Below are 16803 nucleotides of genomic sequence, written 5' to 3' on the forward strand. Positions count from 1 at the left end.
CTTGGGCGCGGTAGTTAGGCGGGCAGCCAGCGTAGGTCGTCCATCGCCTCATCCCGGTAGTCGCAGACGAGGTCCTCGTCGGTGACGGTGTCCTGCGCCGTCGCGCCCAGTTCCTCGCAGTAGTAGTGCGGTCGGATGTAATCCCGGGGGTTGTTGCGCTCCTGGGTCTGTGTGGGCGTCGCGGTGGTCGTCGCAGTGGCGGACGGGGTCGTCGTCTCTGCGGGCGCAGTGGTGGTCTCGTCCGGAGTTTCCTGCTGTTCGGTTCGCTCGTCCGGGGCGGGTGCCTGCCGATCCGGATTCGAGGTATCCGTCCGGCCCGGTGCGCCACCGTTTTCGTTCCCCGAGGAGTTTCCGGTATCAGTGTCCTGGATTGAGCCCTGACCGTCCTGCTGCTGGCGATCGGCCGTCGAACCATCGCTCTGCTCGTTGTCGGAGCCTGCAGCAGCTGACGCTGAGGAGGACTGCGCAGAGGAGGCGGCCGATGATGTGGCCGAGGAGGTAGTTGCATCAACCGGATCCTCGTCACCTCCGCATGCGGTGAGGGCGAGCGGGAGCGTGAGGATTGCCGTGGCAATAACGTGTCGGAGGCGCATCGTTTTCCTGTCGTGGCTTAAAGCTGTTGTGGCTTAAAGGTTGGTTGGTTCTGGCCCTGGTGAGGTTCAGTTGAGTGGGCGGCCTGCGGCGGCGCAGAGGTCGGGATCGGTGATGTAGCCCTCTTCGCAGCCGTTCTGCGTCTGGAGTTCACCGGACGAGGGATTCGGGTTACCGTCCTCGTCGTGCCCGTAGCCGCAGATCGCGGCGGGGCAGGTTCCGCCGTCGGGGATTGGGATCGTGGAAAGGTCTGGCTGGCTGGCCTGCATGTCGGACTGCATCTGCGAGTAGCAGTCGTCGGTGTAGCCGCTGGTCCCGTCCGAGTAGAAGGTCGTGCCGAGCTCGTACAGGTGCCAGTCCGGGCACGTGTAGGTCACGGCAGGTTCCTCGGTGGGCGCTGCGGGTTCATCATCAGCAGCGGGGGACGGCGCTGGAGATGTGTCGGCGGCCGAGTTCGGTGTCGACTCCGTCACGGAGGGCTGTGCGGAGGCAGAGGTGGATGTTGAAGGGGTTGTTGAACTTGGCCCCGTGTCAGCATTGCCGCATGCGGTCAACGTCAGGGGGACAGCGAACATGACTGCGCAGAGACTTCGCCGGGTATTCAGTGTGGACTCCTCTTCGTTCCGCCTACGTCGGATAGGCACCGGCGATTAGCTTTGCACACTGAGAGTTTCAGAGAAGGAAAAGGGTGCGACTAGGTGGCGCCGCTGCGTGATGGCGGAGAGGGCGAGAGGGGTACCAAGTTGGACGTGGGATGTGTGAGTTGGCCAACTCAGCGCCGCCAGGTCCAACTTGGTACCCCGGCCCCCGCGACAATGAGCACTCGCCCCGGCCCCACATGTCCCCGCACACAGTGAACCCCCGGACCGAAAGGGCCGGGGGCGCACTGCTGACGTTTCAAGAGGAGAATGCTCAGCTGCCGTATACGAGGTGTCCTTCCGGTGGGGTCCGTGTCGCTCGGCCACCTTTCTCGGCGGCACTGACATCAATCTACGACCGTGATCTTGGGGAAAGCTGTCATCCCGCTGGAGCGTCAGTAGAAGTTCCCGTAGCGGTGTCGCAGGGGGCGGCGAGATGCACGTCGGTGGCCCAACTCAGGGGAAAACCCACACCATCGAGCCAGGATTCCACGCCGCCGGCATCGAGCATGCCGTTGATGAGACGCTGGGAGGAGTGCAGTGCGCGGTGCGTGGTGGCGGCGTCCAGGTACCCGGCGAGCAGGGCGTCGCCGAGCTCCTCGAGGTCGAGGACTTCCCACTTCCGGGCGGCGTAGGTCACCAGGTCCACGTAGAGATCGGTGGTGTGCCAGGTGTCGCCGCGGTCCTCGACCAGGGCGATGTCGACGTAGAGGTCCTGACCATCGAAGCGTCCGCCTTCGCCCTCCCGGAAGTGGAAGCGGTTCACGCGCAGGTCGAGATCGGGGATGAGCCAGCTCTCGATGTAGCCGAAGCGCGGGTGGTCGGCGGGACGGGCCATGTACAGCATGCCGTCGGTCTGCGACCAGCGGTCCACGGGCCGCAGGAAGCCCTTGGGGTCGGTGTTGGTGTCATTGACGAGGTCGAAGGTTTCGACCTTGGGCGGGTGCAGGTCGCTCATCTCGGCTCCCGGGATGGTGCAGGACGCTAGCGGACGTTGAAGATGCCGGCGGTGGGCAGGAAGGTGCAGTTGCCCTGCGCGCCGTCCTCGTCGGTGGTCACGCCGCCTTCGAGCAGGGTGAGGACGTTGCCGGGGCCGGTGTCCGCAAGGCCGTTGATGGTGGCGGGGCCGTCGGGGTTGATACCGCCGTAGGCCAGTGGGGTCTGGCCGATGCGTCCGTTGTCGATGTTGACCCAGTGCACGCGCATGCCCTCGTTCTGGTGCTCGGCGACAGGACCGGTGCCCAGGGCGGTGAAGACGAAGGAGACGTGGCCCTCGGGGACGCCGGGGAGGGGGAGTGCTGCGGGGCCGGGGACTCCCATGGCCATGCCGACGGCGTTGCTGGTGCCGCCGATGCAGTTCTGGGCCAGTGTGGGCCAACCGAACTGGGTGAACGCGGGCGCATCCTCCGGGAGGTCGACACCGGGTTCCCCGTCGCCGCGGAAGAAGCTGACGACGCGCTTGAGCACGCCGGAGATTTCCTCGGGGATCTCGGGACGGTTGGCGACGTCCTCGATCTGCTGCAGCAGTTCGGGAGTGGGACGTCCGAGGTTGTCGAGGGGCAGGTCCGGCATGGCCGTCAGGTCGGGCAACCCGGGGATCGCGGGAGCGGCCTGCGCCGCCGGGGCGGCGGCAAGCGAGATGCCGGCGGACGCCGCGGCGGCGGTCAGGACGGCGACGACGGTGCGCGCCACGCGGCGCGTGGGGCGTCCTGCGCGGTCGGTGCGTCCTGCCCGGGCCGGGCGGGCGGGGTGGGTGAGCTGGGGGAGCTGGGGGAGCACTGTCAGCCTCTCGGGTGGTCTGGAATGGTGTCCCGCGAACGAGGCGTACGGGGACATCAAACGTCACATGAGTCACAACCGTAACATGCGTAACAGGGTGGGCCAAGTGGCGCTTTTGTCTACAATAACAGTGATGAACGTTCACCGCGCGATAAAATGGGCCACACGATAGTCTCGATGAGAGAAAACGGGGTGCTGTCGAGTACCCTGGACCGTCGTTGAACCCCGAGTCGTCCTGCGGTCCCCCCGACCTCGACTCATTCTCAATTAGGAAGCTGAAGGATCTGTGTCACTGACTGAATTCCGCAATGTCGCCATCGTCGCCCACGTTGACCACGGCAAGACCACCCTCGTCGACGCCATGCTGCGTCAGTCCGGGGTCTTCGATGCCCACGGCGAGGTCGAGGACCGTGTCATGGATTCGGGGGACCTGGAGAAGGAGAAGGGCATCACGATCCTGGCCAAGAACACGGCGATTCGCCGTGCTGGCCTGGGTAAGGACGGCGGTGACCTGGTCATCAACGTCATCGATACCCCCGGTCACGCCGACTTCGGTGGCGAGGTCGAGCGTGCCCTGTCCATGGTCGACGGTGTCGTTCTGCTGATCGACGCCTCCGAGGGCCCGCTGCCCCAGACTCGCTTCGTGCTCGGCAAGGCCCTCGAGGCCAAGATGCCGGTCATGATCTGCGTGAACAAGACCGACCGTCCGGACGCCCGGATCGACGAGGTCGTCACCGAGGCGCAGGATCTGCTGCTCGAGCTCGCCTCCGCCCTGGACGATGACGAGGCCGCGGCCGCCGCCGAGACCCTCCTCGACCTGCCCGTGCTCTACGCCTCCGGCCGCGCCGGCAAGGCCTCCACCGAGAACCCCGGCAACGGCAACGTGCCGGAGGCAGAGGACCTGCAGGCCCTCTTCGACGTCCTCTACGACGTTCTCCCGGAGCCCTCCGCCGACATCGAGGCCCCGCTGCAGGCCCACGTCACGAACCTGGACTCCAGCTCCTTCCTGGGCCGCATCGGCCTGATCCGTGTCTTCGCCGGCACGATCCGCAAGGGGCAGCAGGTCTGCTGGATCCACTACGACGCCGATGGCGTCGAGCACACCAAGACCGCCAAGATCGCCGAGCTGCTGCGCACCGTCGGTGTCTCGCGTGTCCCCGCCGAGGAGGTCATCGCCGGCGACATCGCCGCGATCTCCGGTATCGAGGACATCATGATCGGCGATACCCTCGCCGACCCCGAGCACCCGGTCGCCCTGCCCCGCATCACCGTGGACGAGCCCGCGATCTCGATGACCATCGGTGTGAACACCTCCCCGATGGCCGGCCGTGGCGGCGGCGACAAGCTCACCGCCCGTGTCGTGAAGGCCCGCCTGGACCAGGAGCTCATCGGTAACGTCTCCATCCGCGTGCTGCCCACCGAGCGTCCCGACGCTTGGGAGGTCCAGGGGCGTGGCGAGATGGCCCTGTCCGTCCTGGTCGAGACCATGCGCCGCGAAGGCTTCGAGCTGACCGTGGGCAAGCCCCAGGTCGTTACCCGGACCGTGGACGGCAAGCTCCAGGAGCCCTACGAGCACATGATCATCGATGTGCCCGAGGAGCACCTCGGTGCCGTGACCCAGCTCATGGCCGCCCGCAAGGGCCGCATGGAGGGCATGGACAACACCGGTACCGGCTGGATCCGGATGAACTTCACCGTCCCGTCCCGCGGCCTGATCGGTTTCCGCACCATCTTCATGACCGAGACCCGCGGCACCGGTATCGCCAACCACTACTCGGCTGGCTACGAGGGTTGGGCCGGCGAGATCAAGGACCGTCCCAACGGCTCCCTGGTCTCCGACCGCACCGGTCAGATCACCGCCTACGCGCTGACTCAGCTCGGCGACCGTGGTGAGTTCTTCGTCGAGCCCGGCACCCAGACCTACGAGGGCATGGTCGTCGGACAGAACAACCGCGACGAGGACATGGACATCAACATCACCAAGGAGAAGAAGCTCACGAATATGCGTTCCGCCACCGCGGACGCCACCGTGACGCTGGCCAAGGCGCGCAACCTCACCCTCGACGAGGCCATGGAGTTCTGTGGTGGCGACGAGTGCGTGGAGGTCACCCCGGAGAACATCCGCGTGCGCAAGGTCATCCTCGGCGCCAACGAGCGTGGCCGTGCGCTGTCGCGCATGAAGGCCCGCAACAAGTAGGCCCAGCCCGACCCGAGTCGCAGCACGTATAAGAGGAGCCGTCGCCAGGTGAACAAGATCAGTCGTCCCCGGCGGCGGCTTCCGTCGGTCGTAGCTGCCCTCGCGGCCTGTGGTCTCGTCCTGTCTGCCTGCCAGGCGAACCCTGGTGACGCGCCGACGGTCGAGGACGCCAACGACCCCGACACCGACACGGATGCCGGCGACTCCACCGACGGTGAGGGAGACGAGGACACCGGGACGTCCTCCGTGCCCGAGGAGCTGCGCACCATCACGGTGGGTGTGGACCGCATCCCCGCGGACCTGAATCCGCACCTGGTGGGATCACGGTCGATGCTGACCTCGACGGTCGCCGACCTCACCCTGCCGAGCGCCTTCACCGTTGGCGAGGACGGTAACCGCACCGTACTCAATACCGATCTGCTGGACTCCGCCCAGGTGACCGACGGCGAGGAGGACGCCCCCACCGAGGTGCGTTACACCCTGGCCAATGAGGCACAGTGGTCCGACGGCACACCCATCAGCGGCACAGATTTCCACTACCTGTGGCAACAGGTCGTGACCATGCCGGGGACCACCGACATCGCCGGCTACGCAGACATCGACGACGTTGCCGTCTCCGCCGGTGGCAGCACGGTGACCGTGTCCTTCACCCGACCGCAGGAGGACTGGCGCGAACTGTTCTCCCACCTGCTCCCCAGTCACATCTACGGAGCAGAAGGCCGCAACTTCACCACGTTGCTGGGGTCGTTGCCCGCGGCGTCCGGCGGGGTGTACACGGTGCGCCAGTTCGACCCCTCGCGCGGCAACCTGGTGCTGGAGCGCAACACCCGCTACTGGGGCGAGTCCCCGGCACGCACCGACCGGGTGGTCTTCTCCGAGTCCGCCGACCTGAACACGTCCACGCAGATGTTGCGCGCGGGCCAGTACCAGATGCTGACGACCCGCAGCGGCGCGGTGACCTCGGAGTCCGTGGGCACCGTGCCCACGGTGGGCGCCAGGACCGTGGACCTGGACACCCGGCTCGACCTGGTGCCGAACGTGGCCGCCGGGCGGATGGAATCCTCGGCTGCGCGTCGGGCGTTGCTGGGTAGCGTCGACGCTGACCAGGTTGCACGCCTGGTCAGTGGGTCGCCGGACGCCACGGCGCCGTCCGGGGTCACCGGCGCCTACAGCGGAGGCGTCGGAGACGTGGACGCTGCGGCGATTATCGGGGCGAGCACTGCCGACCCGCTGCGCATCGCTGCGGACACCCTGGACGATGAAGCGGTGGAGGCTGCGCGACGCGTCGCTGACCAACTGACTGCCGCGGGGATTCCCTCGACGGTGGTCACCCCATCCTCGTCAGACCTGTACTCCGCCTTCCTTCCCCGCGGCGAGGTGGACGTCGTCTTGGCGTGGCAGGACCGGGACCGCTCGCGCACTGACTTGCGCAGTTCCTTCGCCTGCGACGAGGCGGACCGACCGGTGATGTCACCGTCGCGCTCCCTGCCCACCGAATCCGACCTGCCGCAAACGTCCGAGACACCCGAAAGTACCGAGTCATCAGAATCCTCGGCACCGTCGGAGACGTCCGAGTCGTCCGAACCAGCGACCACCAGCCCGGCACCGGGGGATAGCGAGCTGATCGCCCGCGCCTCGAACGTCTCCGGAATCTGCGACCCGGAACTCGACACCCTGCTGGACGCGGGAACAGACGCTCAGATCGCCGACCACCTCTCCGAGCTGGCTCTCTCGCTGCCGTTGATGGGGGACTCGGTGGTCGTTGGACGCGCAGCGGAACTCGCTGGCCCCGCAGGCAGAATCGCCGACTGGCCGATCGGGGAGTCAACGGGGCCCTTCGTGAGCATCCCGGAGTGGTTCCGGGCCGGTTTCCAGTCCGACTCAGCCTCTGACGGGGAGGACGATACGACGAATGAGGCAGACGATGACTGAACAGACGACTAAGCAAGCGACTGAGCCCGGCGATCTGGCCGGACTGCGGATCCTCGCGGTCCATGCGCATCCTGACGATGAGTCCATCTGGGGTGGCCTCGCACTGGCCAACTGGGTCCGCCGCGGCGCGGAGGTCACCGTGGTGACCTGCACCCTGGGGGAGGAGGGTGAGGTCATCGGCGACAAGTACGCCGACCTCGTAGCCGACAAGTACGACATTCTCGGCGGGTACCGCATCGCCGAGCTGCAACGGGCCCTCGGCGAACTCGGGCTGGGACGCCCCCGGTTCCTCGGTGGGCCCGGACGCTGGCGCGATTCCGGCATGGTCGGTACACCGGCTGCCGAGCACCCGCGCGCCTTCGTCAACTCCGAACAGACGGCGGTCGACCAGCTCGCTGACATCTTCGACGAGCTGCGACCCCATGTGGTGATTACCTATGGTCCGGACGGTGGCTACGGCCACCCCGACCACATCCGTGCCCACGAGATCACCCATGCTGCCGCAGCACAGGCAGCACAGGCAGAACAAGAAGCAGGCGACGGCCGGTGGGTCCCGGCGAGGATCTACTGGACCGCCCAGGAACGTGAGCGGGTCGAAGCAGGTCTGCGCGAGCTCGACACTCAGGGTGAGCCGCCGCAGGGCTGGCGCCGTCCTGCCCCCGGCGAACTGGCCACGGTGCCGGCGCGAGTGGTGGACGCGCGAGTCGAGGGGAGTGAAGCGGATCTGACGGCGAAGCGTCGGGCGATGGTCGCCCACGCCACGCAGATCTGGGTTGCGGATGGCTCGGTCACCGACGTCAACGACCGCGCTCGTACCGGGACCGCCGACAGCGCCGGGACGATCGCCTACTGCCTGTCGAACCTCATAGCGCAGCCGCTGCTGGACACCGAAAGTTACACGCTCGGCGGGGAGTTCCCAGTCCGGGGCGGTGTTTCCCAGGAGACAGTGAACAGACTAGACTGTCTATTCGTCGAAGGGAGGTGAGACCGATGGGTGCACAGGACGGGACGAATACGTCTCGCACCGCCGAGCCGCACTGGGGAGACCCGGAACGCTCGCAAGTCCGTCGGGACACCTCACGTTCCGAGCGGGTGGCCGGCATCGTCTGGCTGTGCATCGGCGCAGTGATTGCCACGTTGCTCTCGGCGCTGTACCTGGGGTCGAGGATCACCATCGGTGAAGTCTCGGTCCCGTTCCCTTGGCCCGTTGTTGTCGCACCCTGGTTCAATTTTGTGCTGGTCAGGACGGCGATGCTGTGGACCGACAATCGTCGGGTCGCTGCGACACCCTTGTGGGTGTGGCTGGCGACGTACAGCGTCCTGCTGTTCTGGCCGGTGCTTCCGGGCAGCGGCGGCGACACGCCCCTTGGCGGTACCGTATGGGCGGTTTTGCTGCTCGGCCTGGGGGCAGCCGGGGGTGGTTGGGCATTACTGCGGTTGAAGTGAGATGATCACTGTCGACGAACGGCAAGACAGAGGCAAGATAACGGCAGTACTACAGCCACAACTGCGGTGCGCATACCTGACGGGTGCGGGCCACCGGGCCCCGGTGACTCCGGGACCCACCGAGCTAGACCACAAGACAAGACCCCGATATTCCTTGACAGTGACGAACTCCAGAAGGTGACAACGAGATGACCTACGTGATCGCGCAGCCGTGTGTGGATGTGATGGACCGGGCGTGCGTGGAAGAATGCCCCGTCGACTGCATCTACGAGGGCAAGCGTTCGCTGTACATCCACCCCGACGAATGTGTGGACTGCGGCGCCTGCGAACCGGTGTGCCCGACCGAGGCGATCTTCTACGAAGACGACCTGCCGGACGAGTGGGAAGACTACATCGACTACAACGTCGCCTTCTTCGACGACCTGGGTGATCCGGGCGGAGCCGCCAAGCTCGGCCCGCAGGACTTCGACGTGGAGGGCATCACGAACCTCCCGCCGCAAAACCAGGACTAGCACAGGACAACTAGAAACCACCACCACAGTCAGAGGATCCCGCATGCCGCGCACCACCCGCCGAACGCTCTCCGCAGAACTCCCGGATTTTCCCTGGGACTCGCTGGCCGACGCCAAGGCCACGGCCGCGGCGTACCCCGACGGCATGGTCGACCTGTCGGTGGGCACTCCGGTGGATGAGGTCGCCCCGTCGATCCAGCTGGCTCTGGCCGAGAGTGCCGGGGCACCGGGTTACCCGCAGACCGTCGGCACCCCGGCGCTGCGCGCGGCAATTGTCGCGGCCCTGGGCCGGCGCTTCGGCGTTACCGGCGTCGGGGAGGACGCCGTCCTGCCCGTGGTGGGGACCAAGGAGGCCATCGCTTGGCTGCCGTTCCTGCTCGGCGTGACGCCCGGGCAGACCGTGGTCATCCCGGAGCTGGCGTACCCGACCTACGAGGTCGGCGCGAAGCTGGCCGGTGCCGAGGTACTGCGTAGCGACTCGCTCGTGGCGCTCGGCCCGCAGGCCCCGGCGATGATCTTCATCAACTCCCCGGCCAATCCGCACGGCAAGGTGCTCGGCGTCGAGCACCTGCGCAAGGTCGTGGAGTTCGCCCGTGAGCGCGACGTGGTCGTGGTGTCCGACGAGTGCTACCTCGGCCTCGGCTGGAACAGCGATGATTCTGGTGCGCCGGTCTCCGTGCTGGACCCGCGGGTCTGCGACGGTGACCACACCAACCTCATCGCGGTGCACTCGTTGTCGAAGACCTCGAACCTGGCGTCCTACCGCTCCGGGTTCCTCGCCGGCGACCGTGACCTGATCGCCGAGCTGCTCAGCGTGCGCAAGAACGCCGGGCTGATGATGCCCGGCCCGATCCAGGCCGCCAGCGTGGCAGCTTTCGAGGACGACGGCCAGGAGATCCTGCAGAAAGAGCGCTACCGCAAGCGTCGGGAACTGCTCTCTGCCGCGGTCGAAGTCGCCGGGCTGCGCATCGACCACTCCGAGGCGGGCCTGTACCTGTGGGCCACCGAAGGCCGCCCCTGCCGCGAGACCGTGGACCGGCTCGCCGGGCTCGGCATCCTGGTCGCCCCGGGCGAGTTCTACGGTCCCTCCGGTGCCGAGCACGTGCGTATCGGGCTGACCGCCACCGATGAGCAGATCGTCACTGCCGCCCGCCGACTGGCCGGGCAGGCGGAGTAGCCCCTACCGCGGCTCGACGGCGTCCAGCGGCGGTACCCGGGCCGCCCGCACGGCCGGGGCCACCGCGGCGACGACACCCAGCACCATGGAGCCGCCGAGGACCGCGCCGATCAGCTCCCAGGGCACACTGATCGCCGTGAGTCCCACGTCCGACAGCACGCTGAGCACCGCCCACCCGGCACCCAGCCCGAGAAGTACTCCGGGCACCGCCCCATAGAGGGTGGTCTGCAGCGACTCGACCACCACCATGCGGCGGACCTGCCCACGAGTGACCCCCACCGCGCGCAGCACACCGATTTCGCCGCGACGTTCCACCACGGACAAGGCCAGGGTGTTGATCACCCCGAGGACGGCCACGATGACCGCCAGGGCGAGCAGGGCGTAGACGGCCACGATGACCCGATCGATGAGCCGGGATTGTTCGCCGGCGTATTCGTCCGGGGTCAGGACGCCGGCTGCCGGGGTGGTGGACAGGGTGGCGGTGAGCCGGGCGTCCAGCTCGTCGGGGCCGACCGAGCCGTCACCGGCGACGAAGACGGCGAGCACGCGGTGGCCGCCGCGCCCCTGCGCGCCCGGTGCCAGCCGCCAGTAGGAACTGGCACCGATAACGACGTCGCCGAGCACCCGGGAGCCCTCGTAGGTGCCCTTCAGCGGCATCGTCACCGAGCGGCCCTGCCCGGGCGCGGCGACGGGCACCATGTCGCCGACGTGCCACCCGTTGTCCGCGGCGTAGGACGCCGACATCGTGACACCGTCCTCGCGGCCGAGATCGAGGTCGCCGTGGGTGCGTCCGACGTCGAGGACAGTGCTGGGATCGCCATTGCTCACGGTGACCAGGGGCAGAGCGCTGCTGTCGCGCTGCGTGGGGTCGCCGACCATCGCCAACGCCTTGGCCACGGTGAAGGTGGATCCCACACCGTCGGTCTCTCGGACCGCGCTGACCGCTTCCCCGGGGACGGGGACGTCGACGGCCCCGCCCGGGGCGGCGACGACCCGGTCGGCGGTGACTTCGGTGTTGATGACCTCACGCATGGACGCCGCGGTGGACGCCCCGGTCATCCCGGTCACCGTCACCAGGCACAGTCCCAGGGTGAGGGCGAAAGCGGTGCCGGCGGTGCGGCGCGGGGTGCGTCCTGCGTTGCGGACCGCGAGTCTGCCGGGGACGCGGAAAGGACGCCCCGGGACCAGGGTGAGCAGCGCGACGAGGCAGCGTCCCAGCACCGGGACGAGCACGGTCGAGACCCCCGGGGAGAGCAGGTAGGTGCCCAGCAGCACGGCCAGAAGCCCCGCCGCGCAGAGGGAACCGTGCACGCTGGTGTCCCAGTTCCCGGTCAGCACGGCCAGTACCGTCGCCGCGGCACCGAGCACGGCGAGGACGACGCCGACGACGGTGCGTCGGGCCAGCGGTGTCGCAGCGTCCTGCGCGTCGGCGACAGTGGGTGAGGCGACCGCGGCACGTCGGGCAGGACCCCACGCCGAGACCACGGTGGTGAGGGTGCCGAGCACCAACGGCACGAGGACCGTCGCCACACCCGGTGAGGACGCGACCTCGGCCGGGTCGGGCAGCGGCAGTCCGGAGGTCACCTTCGCGGTCGCCCAGAGCCCGGCCACGACCGCGCCGAGGCCAGCCAGCACACCGAGCATCGAGCCCAGCACGCCGAGCACAATGGCCTCGGCGAGTACGGAGACGCCGACCTGCACCCGCGACATGCCCAGGGCGCGCAGCAGGGCGAAGTCGCGCAGGCGTTGGCCGACGGTCATCGCGAAGGTATTGGCGATGATGAACATGCCGACGACCAGGGCCAGCGCGCCGAAGACCGCCAAGGTGTAGCGCAGGAACGCCAGGCCGGACGTGGCGGGCGAGCGTTCCTGGGCGGCCAGGTCCGCGGCGGTGCGCACGACAGGGGAGTCGTCCTGGCCGGAGAGCTCCCCGTCCAGCTTCTCGGCGACGTCTCCGGAGGACCCGCCCCCCGCGATGGTGAGGCCAAGCCCGGGAAGTCCGTCGGCGGCGAGTTCCTTGCGGTAGTCGTCCTCATTGAGGGCGATGCGGACGGTGCCGTCTGCACTACCCCCGTCACCGTCGCCGCGGTAGAACCCGGCGATGGTGACCTGCAGGTCGCCGGCGGCGTGGCTGACGGTGAGTTCGTCGCCGACGTCGAGCCCGGCGGTGGCGGCGACGTCGGCACCGATCGCGACCTCACCGGGGGCGGGTTCGGTGCCCTCGACGATGCGGGTGTCCGGGTCCAGGGCGGTGGATGCGTCGTCCCAGGGGCCGGGGCGGACCGGGACGCCGCCGGTGTCGAGCGTCGTACCGTTGTCCGCGCCGCCGCGGGTGAGCACCACGCTGCGCCGGTCGAGCACGGTGAGCCGGTCGACCAGCGGGTCGTCCTGCAGTCGGGCTGGAATGTCGTCGGGCAGGACGAGATGGCCGTCGCCGGGCAGCACCACGACCTCGGCGCGGCCGTGGCCCGGGGAGAGGAGGCGGTCGACGGAGTCATTGAGTACCCCGGACAGCACGGCGGTGCCGGAGATGAAGGCGGTGGAGAGTACCACCGCCAGCACCGTCAGGACCAGGCGACCGAGATGGGCGCGGAGCCCGCGGGTGCTCAGCCGCAGGACGGTGGCCGCCGCGCTCATCGGGGGCGGGTGAGGGTGGGGAGCAGGCGGGCAGGTGAGGCTGCGGGGAGTCCCATGGAGAGGAGAGCTTTCCGGGCCGCCGACGGCCCTGGAGGAGAGAGGGGAGAGGGAGGCGAGCGGAGAGGGGAGAGGTAGCCCCTCCCGGTTTAGTTCTTGTGGAGGTCCTCGTTGAGCTCCACCGAACCGCTGCGACGGGCCACGGCCTCGACCGCGCCGGACACGGAGTTGCGGCGGAAGAGCACATTGGAGACACCGGAGAGTTCGGAGGCCTTCACGGTGGCGCCGTCCTCGACGCCGAGGGCGGAGGCGACGTCGCCGGAGACCACGGCCTTGGTGCCGAAGGTCACGTACAGGCCGGCCTCGACCACGCAGTCGTCGCCGAGGGAGATGCCCAGCCCGGAGTTCGCGCCGAGCAGGCAGCGCTCACCCACGGAGATCACGGCCTTGCCGCCGCCGGACAGGGTGCCCATGATCGAGGCGCCGCCGCCCACGTCGGAGCCATCGCCCACGACGACGCCGCCGGAGATACGGCCCTCGACCATCGAGGAGCCCAGGGTGCCGGCGTTGAAGTTCACGAAGCCCTCGTGCATCACGGTGGTGCCCTCGGCAAGGTGCGCGCCGAGACGGACGCGGTCGGCGTCGCCGATGCGCACACCGGTGGGGACCACGTAGTCGACCATGCGGGGGAACTTATCCACGGACAGCACGGTGACCCGGCCGTGGCGGCTCAGGCGGGCGCGGGTGGCCTCGAAGCCCTCGACGGCGCACGGGCCGAAGTTCGTCCACACGACGTTAGCGAGCTTGCCGAAGATGCCCTCCAGGTTGCAGCCGTGCGGGCGGATCTCGCGCCCGGAGATCAGGTGCAGGCGCAGGTAGACGTCGGCGGTGTCGACGGGGGTGGCGTCCAGGTCATCGATGACGGTGGAGACCACGGTGCGCCGGACGCCACGGTCGGCGTCCTCGCCCTCGAGGTGGGTCAGGTCCAGGGGGGTGCCCGGTGCGGCCCCGAGGCCGAACTCGGGGTACCACACGTCCAGGACGGTGTCGTCTGCGGTCAGTGTCGCGATTCCGGTTCCGTAAGCGGCAGTCATGGTCAGTGAGTCTACCCGGCCCCGGGTGGGGCGACCGCCGCCGCCCGGACGCTGCTAGGAGTCGGCCCCGTGGGCCTCGTTCGCCTCGTTCGCCTCGTTCGCCTCGTTTGCTTCCGTGCGGGCGTGATGGCGGGTCACATACAGTCCGAGCAGGCTGACCGCGGTGAACGCGATGGCCACGGTGATCACCTGGTCGCGGGCGGTCTCGTCGAAGAGCATCAGTACCGCCAAGCCGACCAACGCCACCAGCGTGATGATCGGCAGCACCGGCCAGGCCCACATGCGCACCTTCAGACTGCCCTCGGCCTCCAGCTGCGGGCGCAGTCGCAACTCGCTGAGCACGATGATGAACCAGATCACCAGCAGGCAACCGCCCACGGCGTTGAACAGGATGTTGATCAGGTTGTCCGGGCCCCAGACCTGCAGGCCGACCGAGATGAAGGCGAAGACGAGGGAACAGACCACCGCGGTGGTCGGCACCTTCTGCGAGGAGACCTTCCGGAACATCTTCGGGGCGTTGCCCTGGTGGGCGAAGGAGAAGGTCAGCCGGGAGGTCGCGTAGATCTGCGCGTTGAAGGCGGAGAGCAGCGCCAGCACGATGATCGCCTCCATGAACCCGACGACACCGGGGATGTCGGCCATGGCCAGAACCCGGGTGAAGGGGGAGTCCGCGGCATTGTCGGCCTCGTCGAGGGTGGAGACATTGAGCAATGCGACAATCACCAGGATCGAACCGAGGTAGAACACGGAGATGCGCCAGACCACGGCACGCACCGCGGCGGTGATCGCCTCGCTGGGCTTCTCCGACTCCGCGGCGGCGATGGTCACGATCTCGATGCCGCCGAAAGCGAAGGCCACAGCGAGCAGACCGGCGGCGATGCCGGAGATGCCGTAGGGGGCGAAGGGCGTGAAGTTATCGGCACCCACGGCCTCGTGGCCGGGCAACAGGCCGAAGATCAGCAGCGCGCCGACGACCAGGAAGAAGACGATGACGGCGACCTTGACGAAGGAGAACCAGTACTCGAACTCGCCGAAGCCACGCACCGAGGCCAGGTTGATCACGGTGAACAGCACCACGCAGATCAGGCCGGGGATCCAGCCGTCCACGCCGAACCAGTTGCCCATGATTGCCCCGGCACCGGTGATCTCGGTGCCCATCACCATGATGAGCATGAACCAGTACAGCCAGCCGGTCGAGAACCCCGCCCAGGGGCCGAGGGCCATCTTCGCGTAGGTCGCGAAGGTCCCGGAGGCCGGACGTGCCGCGGCGAGCTCGCCGAGCATGCGCATCACGAACACCACGATGATGCCGGCGACGATATAGGACAGCAGGACGGCCGGTCCGGCCGCCTTGATGCCCACCCCCGTGCCGAGGAAGAGGCCGGCGCCGACGGCGGAGCCCAGGCCCATCATCGTGAGGTGCCGGACCTTCAGGCTGTGCCCGAGGTCCCTGTTACCGGCCTCGGCCGGTTCGGCCCCCTGCGGATCGGAGGGTTGGCCGGCGGGGGAACCGGCGTGCTGTGTACTCATGGGTTTAAATTCTCGCACACTGGGCAGGCGGTTTTCGGCACAGGTCGTTAGAGTGAGGGCACGATGAACAATTCGACTCCCCCCGTCACCGATCAACCGACCGACCTGACCACGCTCACCGTCGCGAGCCTCACCGGCTCTCCGGTGGACCTGACCGGACTGCTCGTCGACATCCCCAGCGTCTCCCACGAGGAGAAGGACATCGCCGACGCCCTGGAGCGGGTGCTGGGCGAACTCGCCGACCAGCACGACCACGTGACCGTGGACCGCCATGGCAACACCCTGGTGGCACGCACGAACCGGGGCCTGCCCACCCGCGTCATCCTGGCCGGGCACATCGACACCGTCCCGGTGGCAGACAACATCCCCTCGGTGCGACGGGCGGACGGGGAAGGCCGCGACGCCATCCACGGGCTCGGCTCGGTGGACATGAAATCCGGCGACGCGGTCTACCTGCACGCCTTCGCGACGCTGGCGAGTTCCCCGGACCTGGCCCACGACCTCACCCTCGTGCTTTACGAGGGTGAGGAAGTCGCCACCCGCTACAACGGGCTGGGCCACCTCGTCACCGCGCACCCCGACTGGCTGGCCGGGGACGTCGCCCTGCTGGGCGAGCCGTCCGGCGCGGTTATCGAGGCAGGGTGCCAGGGGACGCTGCGGCTGCGGGTGACCGCCCACGGCACGCGCGCGCACTCGGCGCGCGCGTGGCTGGGCGATAACGCCGCCCACCGGCTCGGCGGGGTCATTGGTCGCATCAGCGACTACACCCCGCGCGACATCACCATCGACGGCTGCACCTACCGGGAGGGGCTCAACGTGGTGCACCTGGAGTCCGGGGTCGCCACGAACACCATCCCCGATGAGGCGTGGATGTTCGTCAACTTCCGCTTCGCCCCGGACCGCTCCGGCGAGCAGGCGCTCGCCCACACCCTCGACGTCCTCGGCGTGGGGACGCCGGACGCCCCGGCCGAGGGCTTCAGTGTGGAGGTCGACGACCTCGCGCCCGGCGCGCTGCCGGGGCTGAGCCAGCCGGCGGCGCTCGCCCTGGTGGACGCCACGGGTGGCAACGTCCGGGCCAAGTACGGCTGGACCGATGTCGCGCGGTTCTCCGCCCTGGGGATCCCCGCGGTGAACTTCGGGCCCGGCGATCCGGGATTGTGCCACACCCCGCAGGAGAACTGCCCGGTGGAGATGATCGAGACGGTGAGTGAGCAGTTGATCGACTACCTGACACGAAAGGCACGGTAAGCACGGTGAGCAGAGAGAATCCCCA

At 68.3% G+C, this 16803-nt stretch carries 14 protein-coding genes; 7 read left to right on the plus strand and 7 right to left on the minus strand.

The genetic code is table 11. From position 1 onward, the window contains the following. Positions 1-14: 14 nt before the first annotated feature. From ACT3SZ_RS11390 to ACT3SZ_RS11405, 4 genes are all read right to left on the minus strand, one after another. Entirely contained in the window at positions 15-593 is a 579-nt protein-coding gene (locus tag ACT3SZ_RS11390) for a hypothetical protein (protein WP_444618702.1), read from the minus strand. Between the two features lie 66 nt (positions 594-659). Then, positions 660-968: a hypothetical protein gene (locus tag ACT3SZ_RS11395; RefSeq protein ID WP_444618704.1), complete on the minus strand. Its 309-nt coding sequence runs from the start codon at positions 966-968 to the stop codon at positions 660-662. 640 nt (positions 969-1608) lie between these two features. Then, positions 1609-2187: a DUF402 domain-containing protein gene (locus ACT3SZ_RS11400; protein WP_444618706.1), complete on the minus strand. Its 579-nt coding sequence runs from the start codon at positions 2185-2187 to the stop codon at positions 1609-1611. A 26-nt stretch (positions 2188-2213) separates the two neighbouring features. Further along, the gene (locus ACT3SZ_RS11405; RefSeq protein ID WP_444618708.1) at positions 2214-3008 is read right to left on the minus strand and encodes an Rv1157c family protein; all 795 of its coding nucleotides are present in this window, start codon (positions 3006-3008) and stop codon (positions 2214-2216) included. Positions 3009-3294: 286 nt separating this feature from the next. Between ACT3SZ_RS11405 and typA the strand changes: the two genes are divergently transcribed. The 6 genes from typA (at position 3295) to dapC (ending at position 10272) form a co-directional block, all read left to right on the plus strand. Further along, entirely contained in the window at positions 3295-5205 is a 1911-nt protein-coding gene (typA, locus tag ACT3SZ_RS11410; RefSeq protein ID WP_444618710.1) for a translational GTPase TypA, read from the plus strand. A 48-nt stretch (positions 5206-5253) separates the two neighbouring features. Next, entirely contained in the window at positions 5254-7137 is a 1884-nt protein-coding gene (locus ACT3SZ_RS11415) for an ABC transporter family substrate-binding protein (RefSeq protein ID WP_444618712.1), read from the plus strand. After that, positions 7130-8122: an N-acetyl-1-D-myo-inositol-2-amino-2-deoxy-alpha-D-glucopyranoside deacetylase gene (gene mshB, locus ACT3SZ_RS11420; protein WP_444618714.1), complete on the plus strand. Its 993-nt coding sequence runs from the start codon at positions 7130-7132 to the stop codon at positions 8120-8122. The genes ACT3SZ_RS11415 and mshB overlap by 8 nt, the downstream gene beginning before the upstream one ends. Positions 8123-8127: 5 nt before the next feature. Next, positions 8128-8583 (plus strand): hypothetical protein, encoded by a 456-nt coding sequence (locus ACT3SZ_RS11425; protein WP_444618716.1) that lies wholly within the window; start codon positions 8128-8130, stop codon positions 8581-8583. A 188-nt stretch (positions 8584-8771) separates the two neighbouring features. Further along, on the plus strand, positions 8772-9095 hold the full coding sequence (fdxA, locus tag ACT3SZ_RS11430; protein ID WP_301443811.1) for a ferredoxin: 324 nt from the start codon (positions 8772-8774) through the stop codon (positions 9093-9095). Between the two features lie 43 nt (positions 9096-9138). Then, positions 9139-10272, plus strand: a complete 1134-nt coding sequence (dapC, locus tag ACT3SZ_RS11435; RefSeq protein WP_444618718.1) for a succinyldiaminopimelate transaminase — start codon at positions 9139-9141, stop codon at positions 10270-10272. A 3-nt stretch (positions 10273-10275) separates the two neighbouring features. Here dapC and ACT3SZ_RS11440 read toward each other — a convergent pair whose 3' ends face one another. The 3 genes from ACT3SZ_RS11440 to ACT3SZ_RS11450 all read right to left on the minus strand — a co-directional run bounded on the left by ACT3SZ_RS11440 (position 10276) and on the right by ACT3SZ_RS11450 (position 15530). Next, on the minus strand, positions 10276-12909 hold the full coding sequence (locus tag ACT3SZ_RS11440; protein ID WP_444618720.1) for an ABC transporter permease: 2634 nt from the start codon (positions 12907-12909) through the stop codon (positions 10276-10278). 146 nt (positions 12910-13055) lie between these two features. Then, positions 13056-14000: a 2,3,4,5-tetrahydropyridine-2,6-dicarboxylate N-succinyltransferase gene (dapD, locus tag ACT3SZ_RS11445; protein WP_444618722.1), complete on the minus strand. Its 945-nt coding sequence runs from the start codon at positions 13998-14000 to the stop codon at positions 13056-13058. Positions 14001-14054: 54 nt separating this feature from the next. Beyond that, a complete protein-coding gene (locus ACT3SZ_RS11450) occupies positions 14055-15530 on the minus strand; it encodes an amino acid permease (protein ID WP_444618724.1) in 1476 nt (491 codons plus the stop codon). Positions 15531-15593: 63 nt separating this feature from the next. Between ACT3SZ_RS11450 and dapE the strand changes: the two genes are divergently transcribed. Beyond that, the gene (gene dapE / locus ACT3SZ_RS11455; protein WP_444618726.1) at positions 15594-16778 is read left to right on the plus strand and encodes a succinyl-diaminopimelate desuccinylase; all 1185 of its coding nucleotides are present in this window, start codon (positions 15594-15596) and stop codon (positions 16776-16778) included. The last annotated feature ends 25 nt before the right edge of the window (positions 16779-16803 follow it).

It is taken from the genome of Corynebacterium sp. AOP40-9SA-29, assembly GCF_052377405.1.
Taxonomy (GTDB): domain Bacteria; phylum Actinomycetota; class Actinomycetes; order Mycobacteriales; family Mycobacteriaceae; genus Corynebacterium.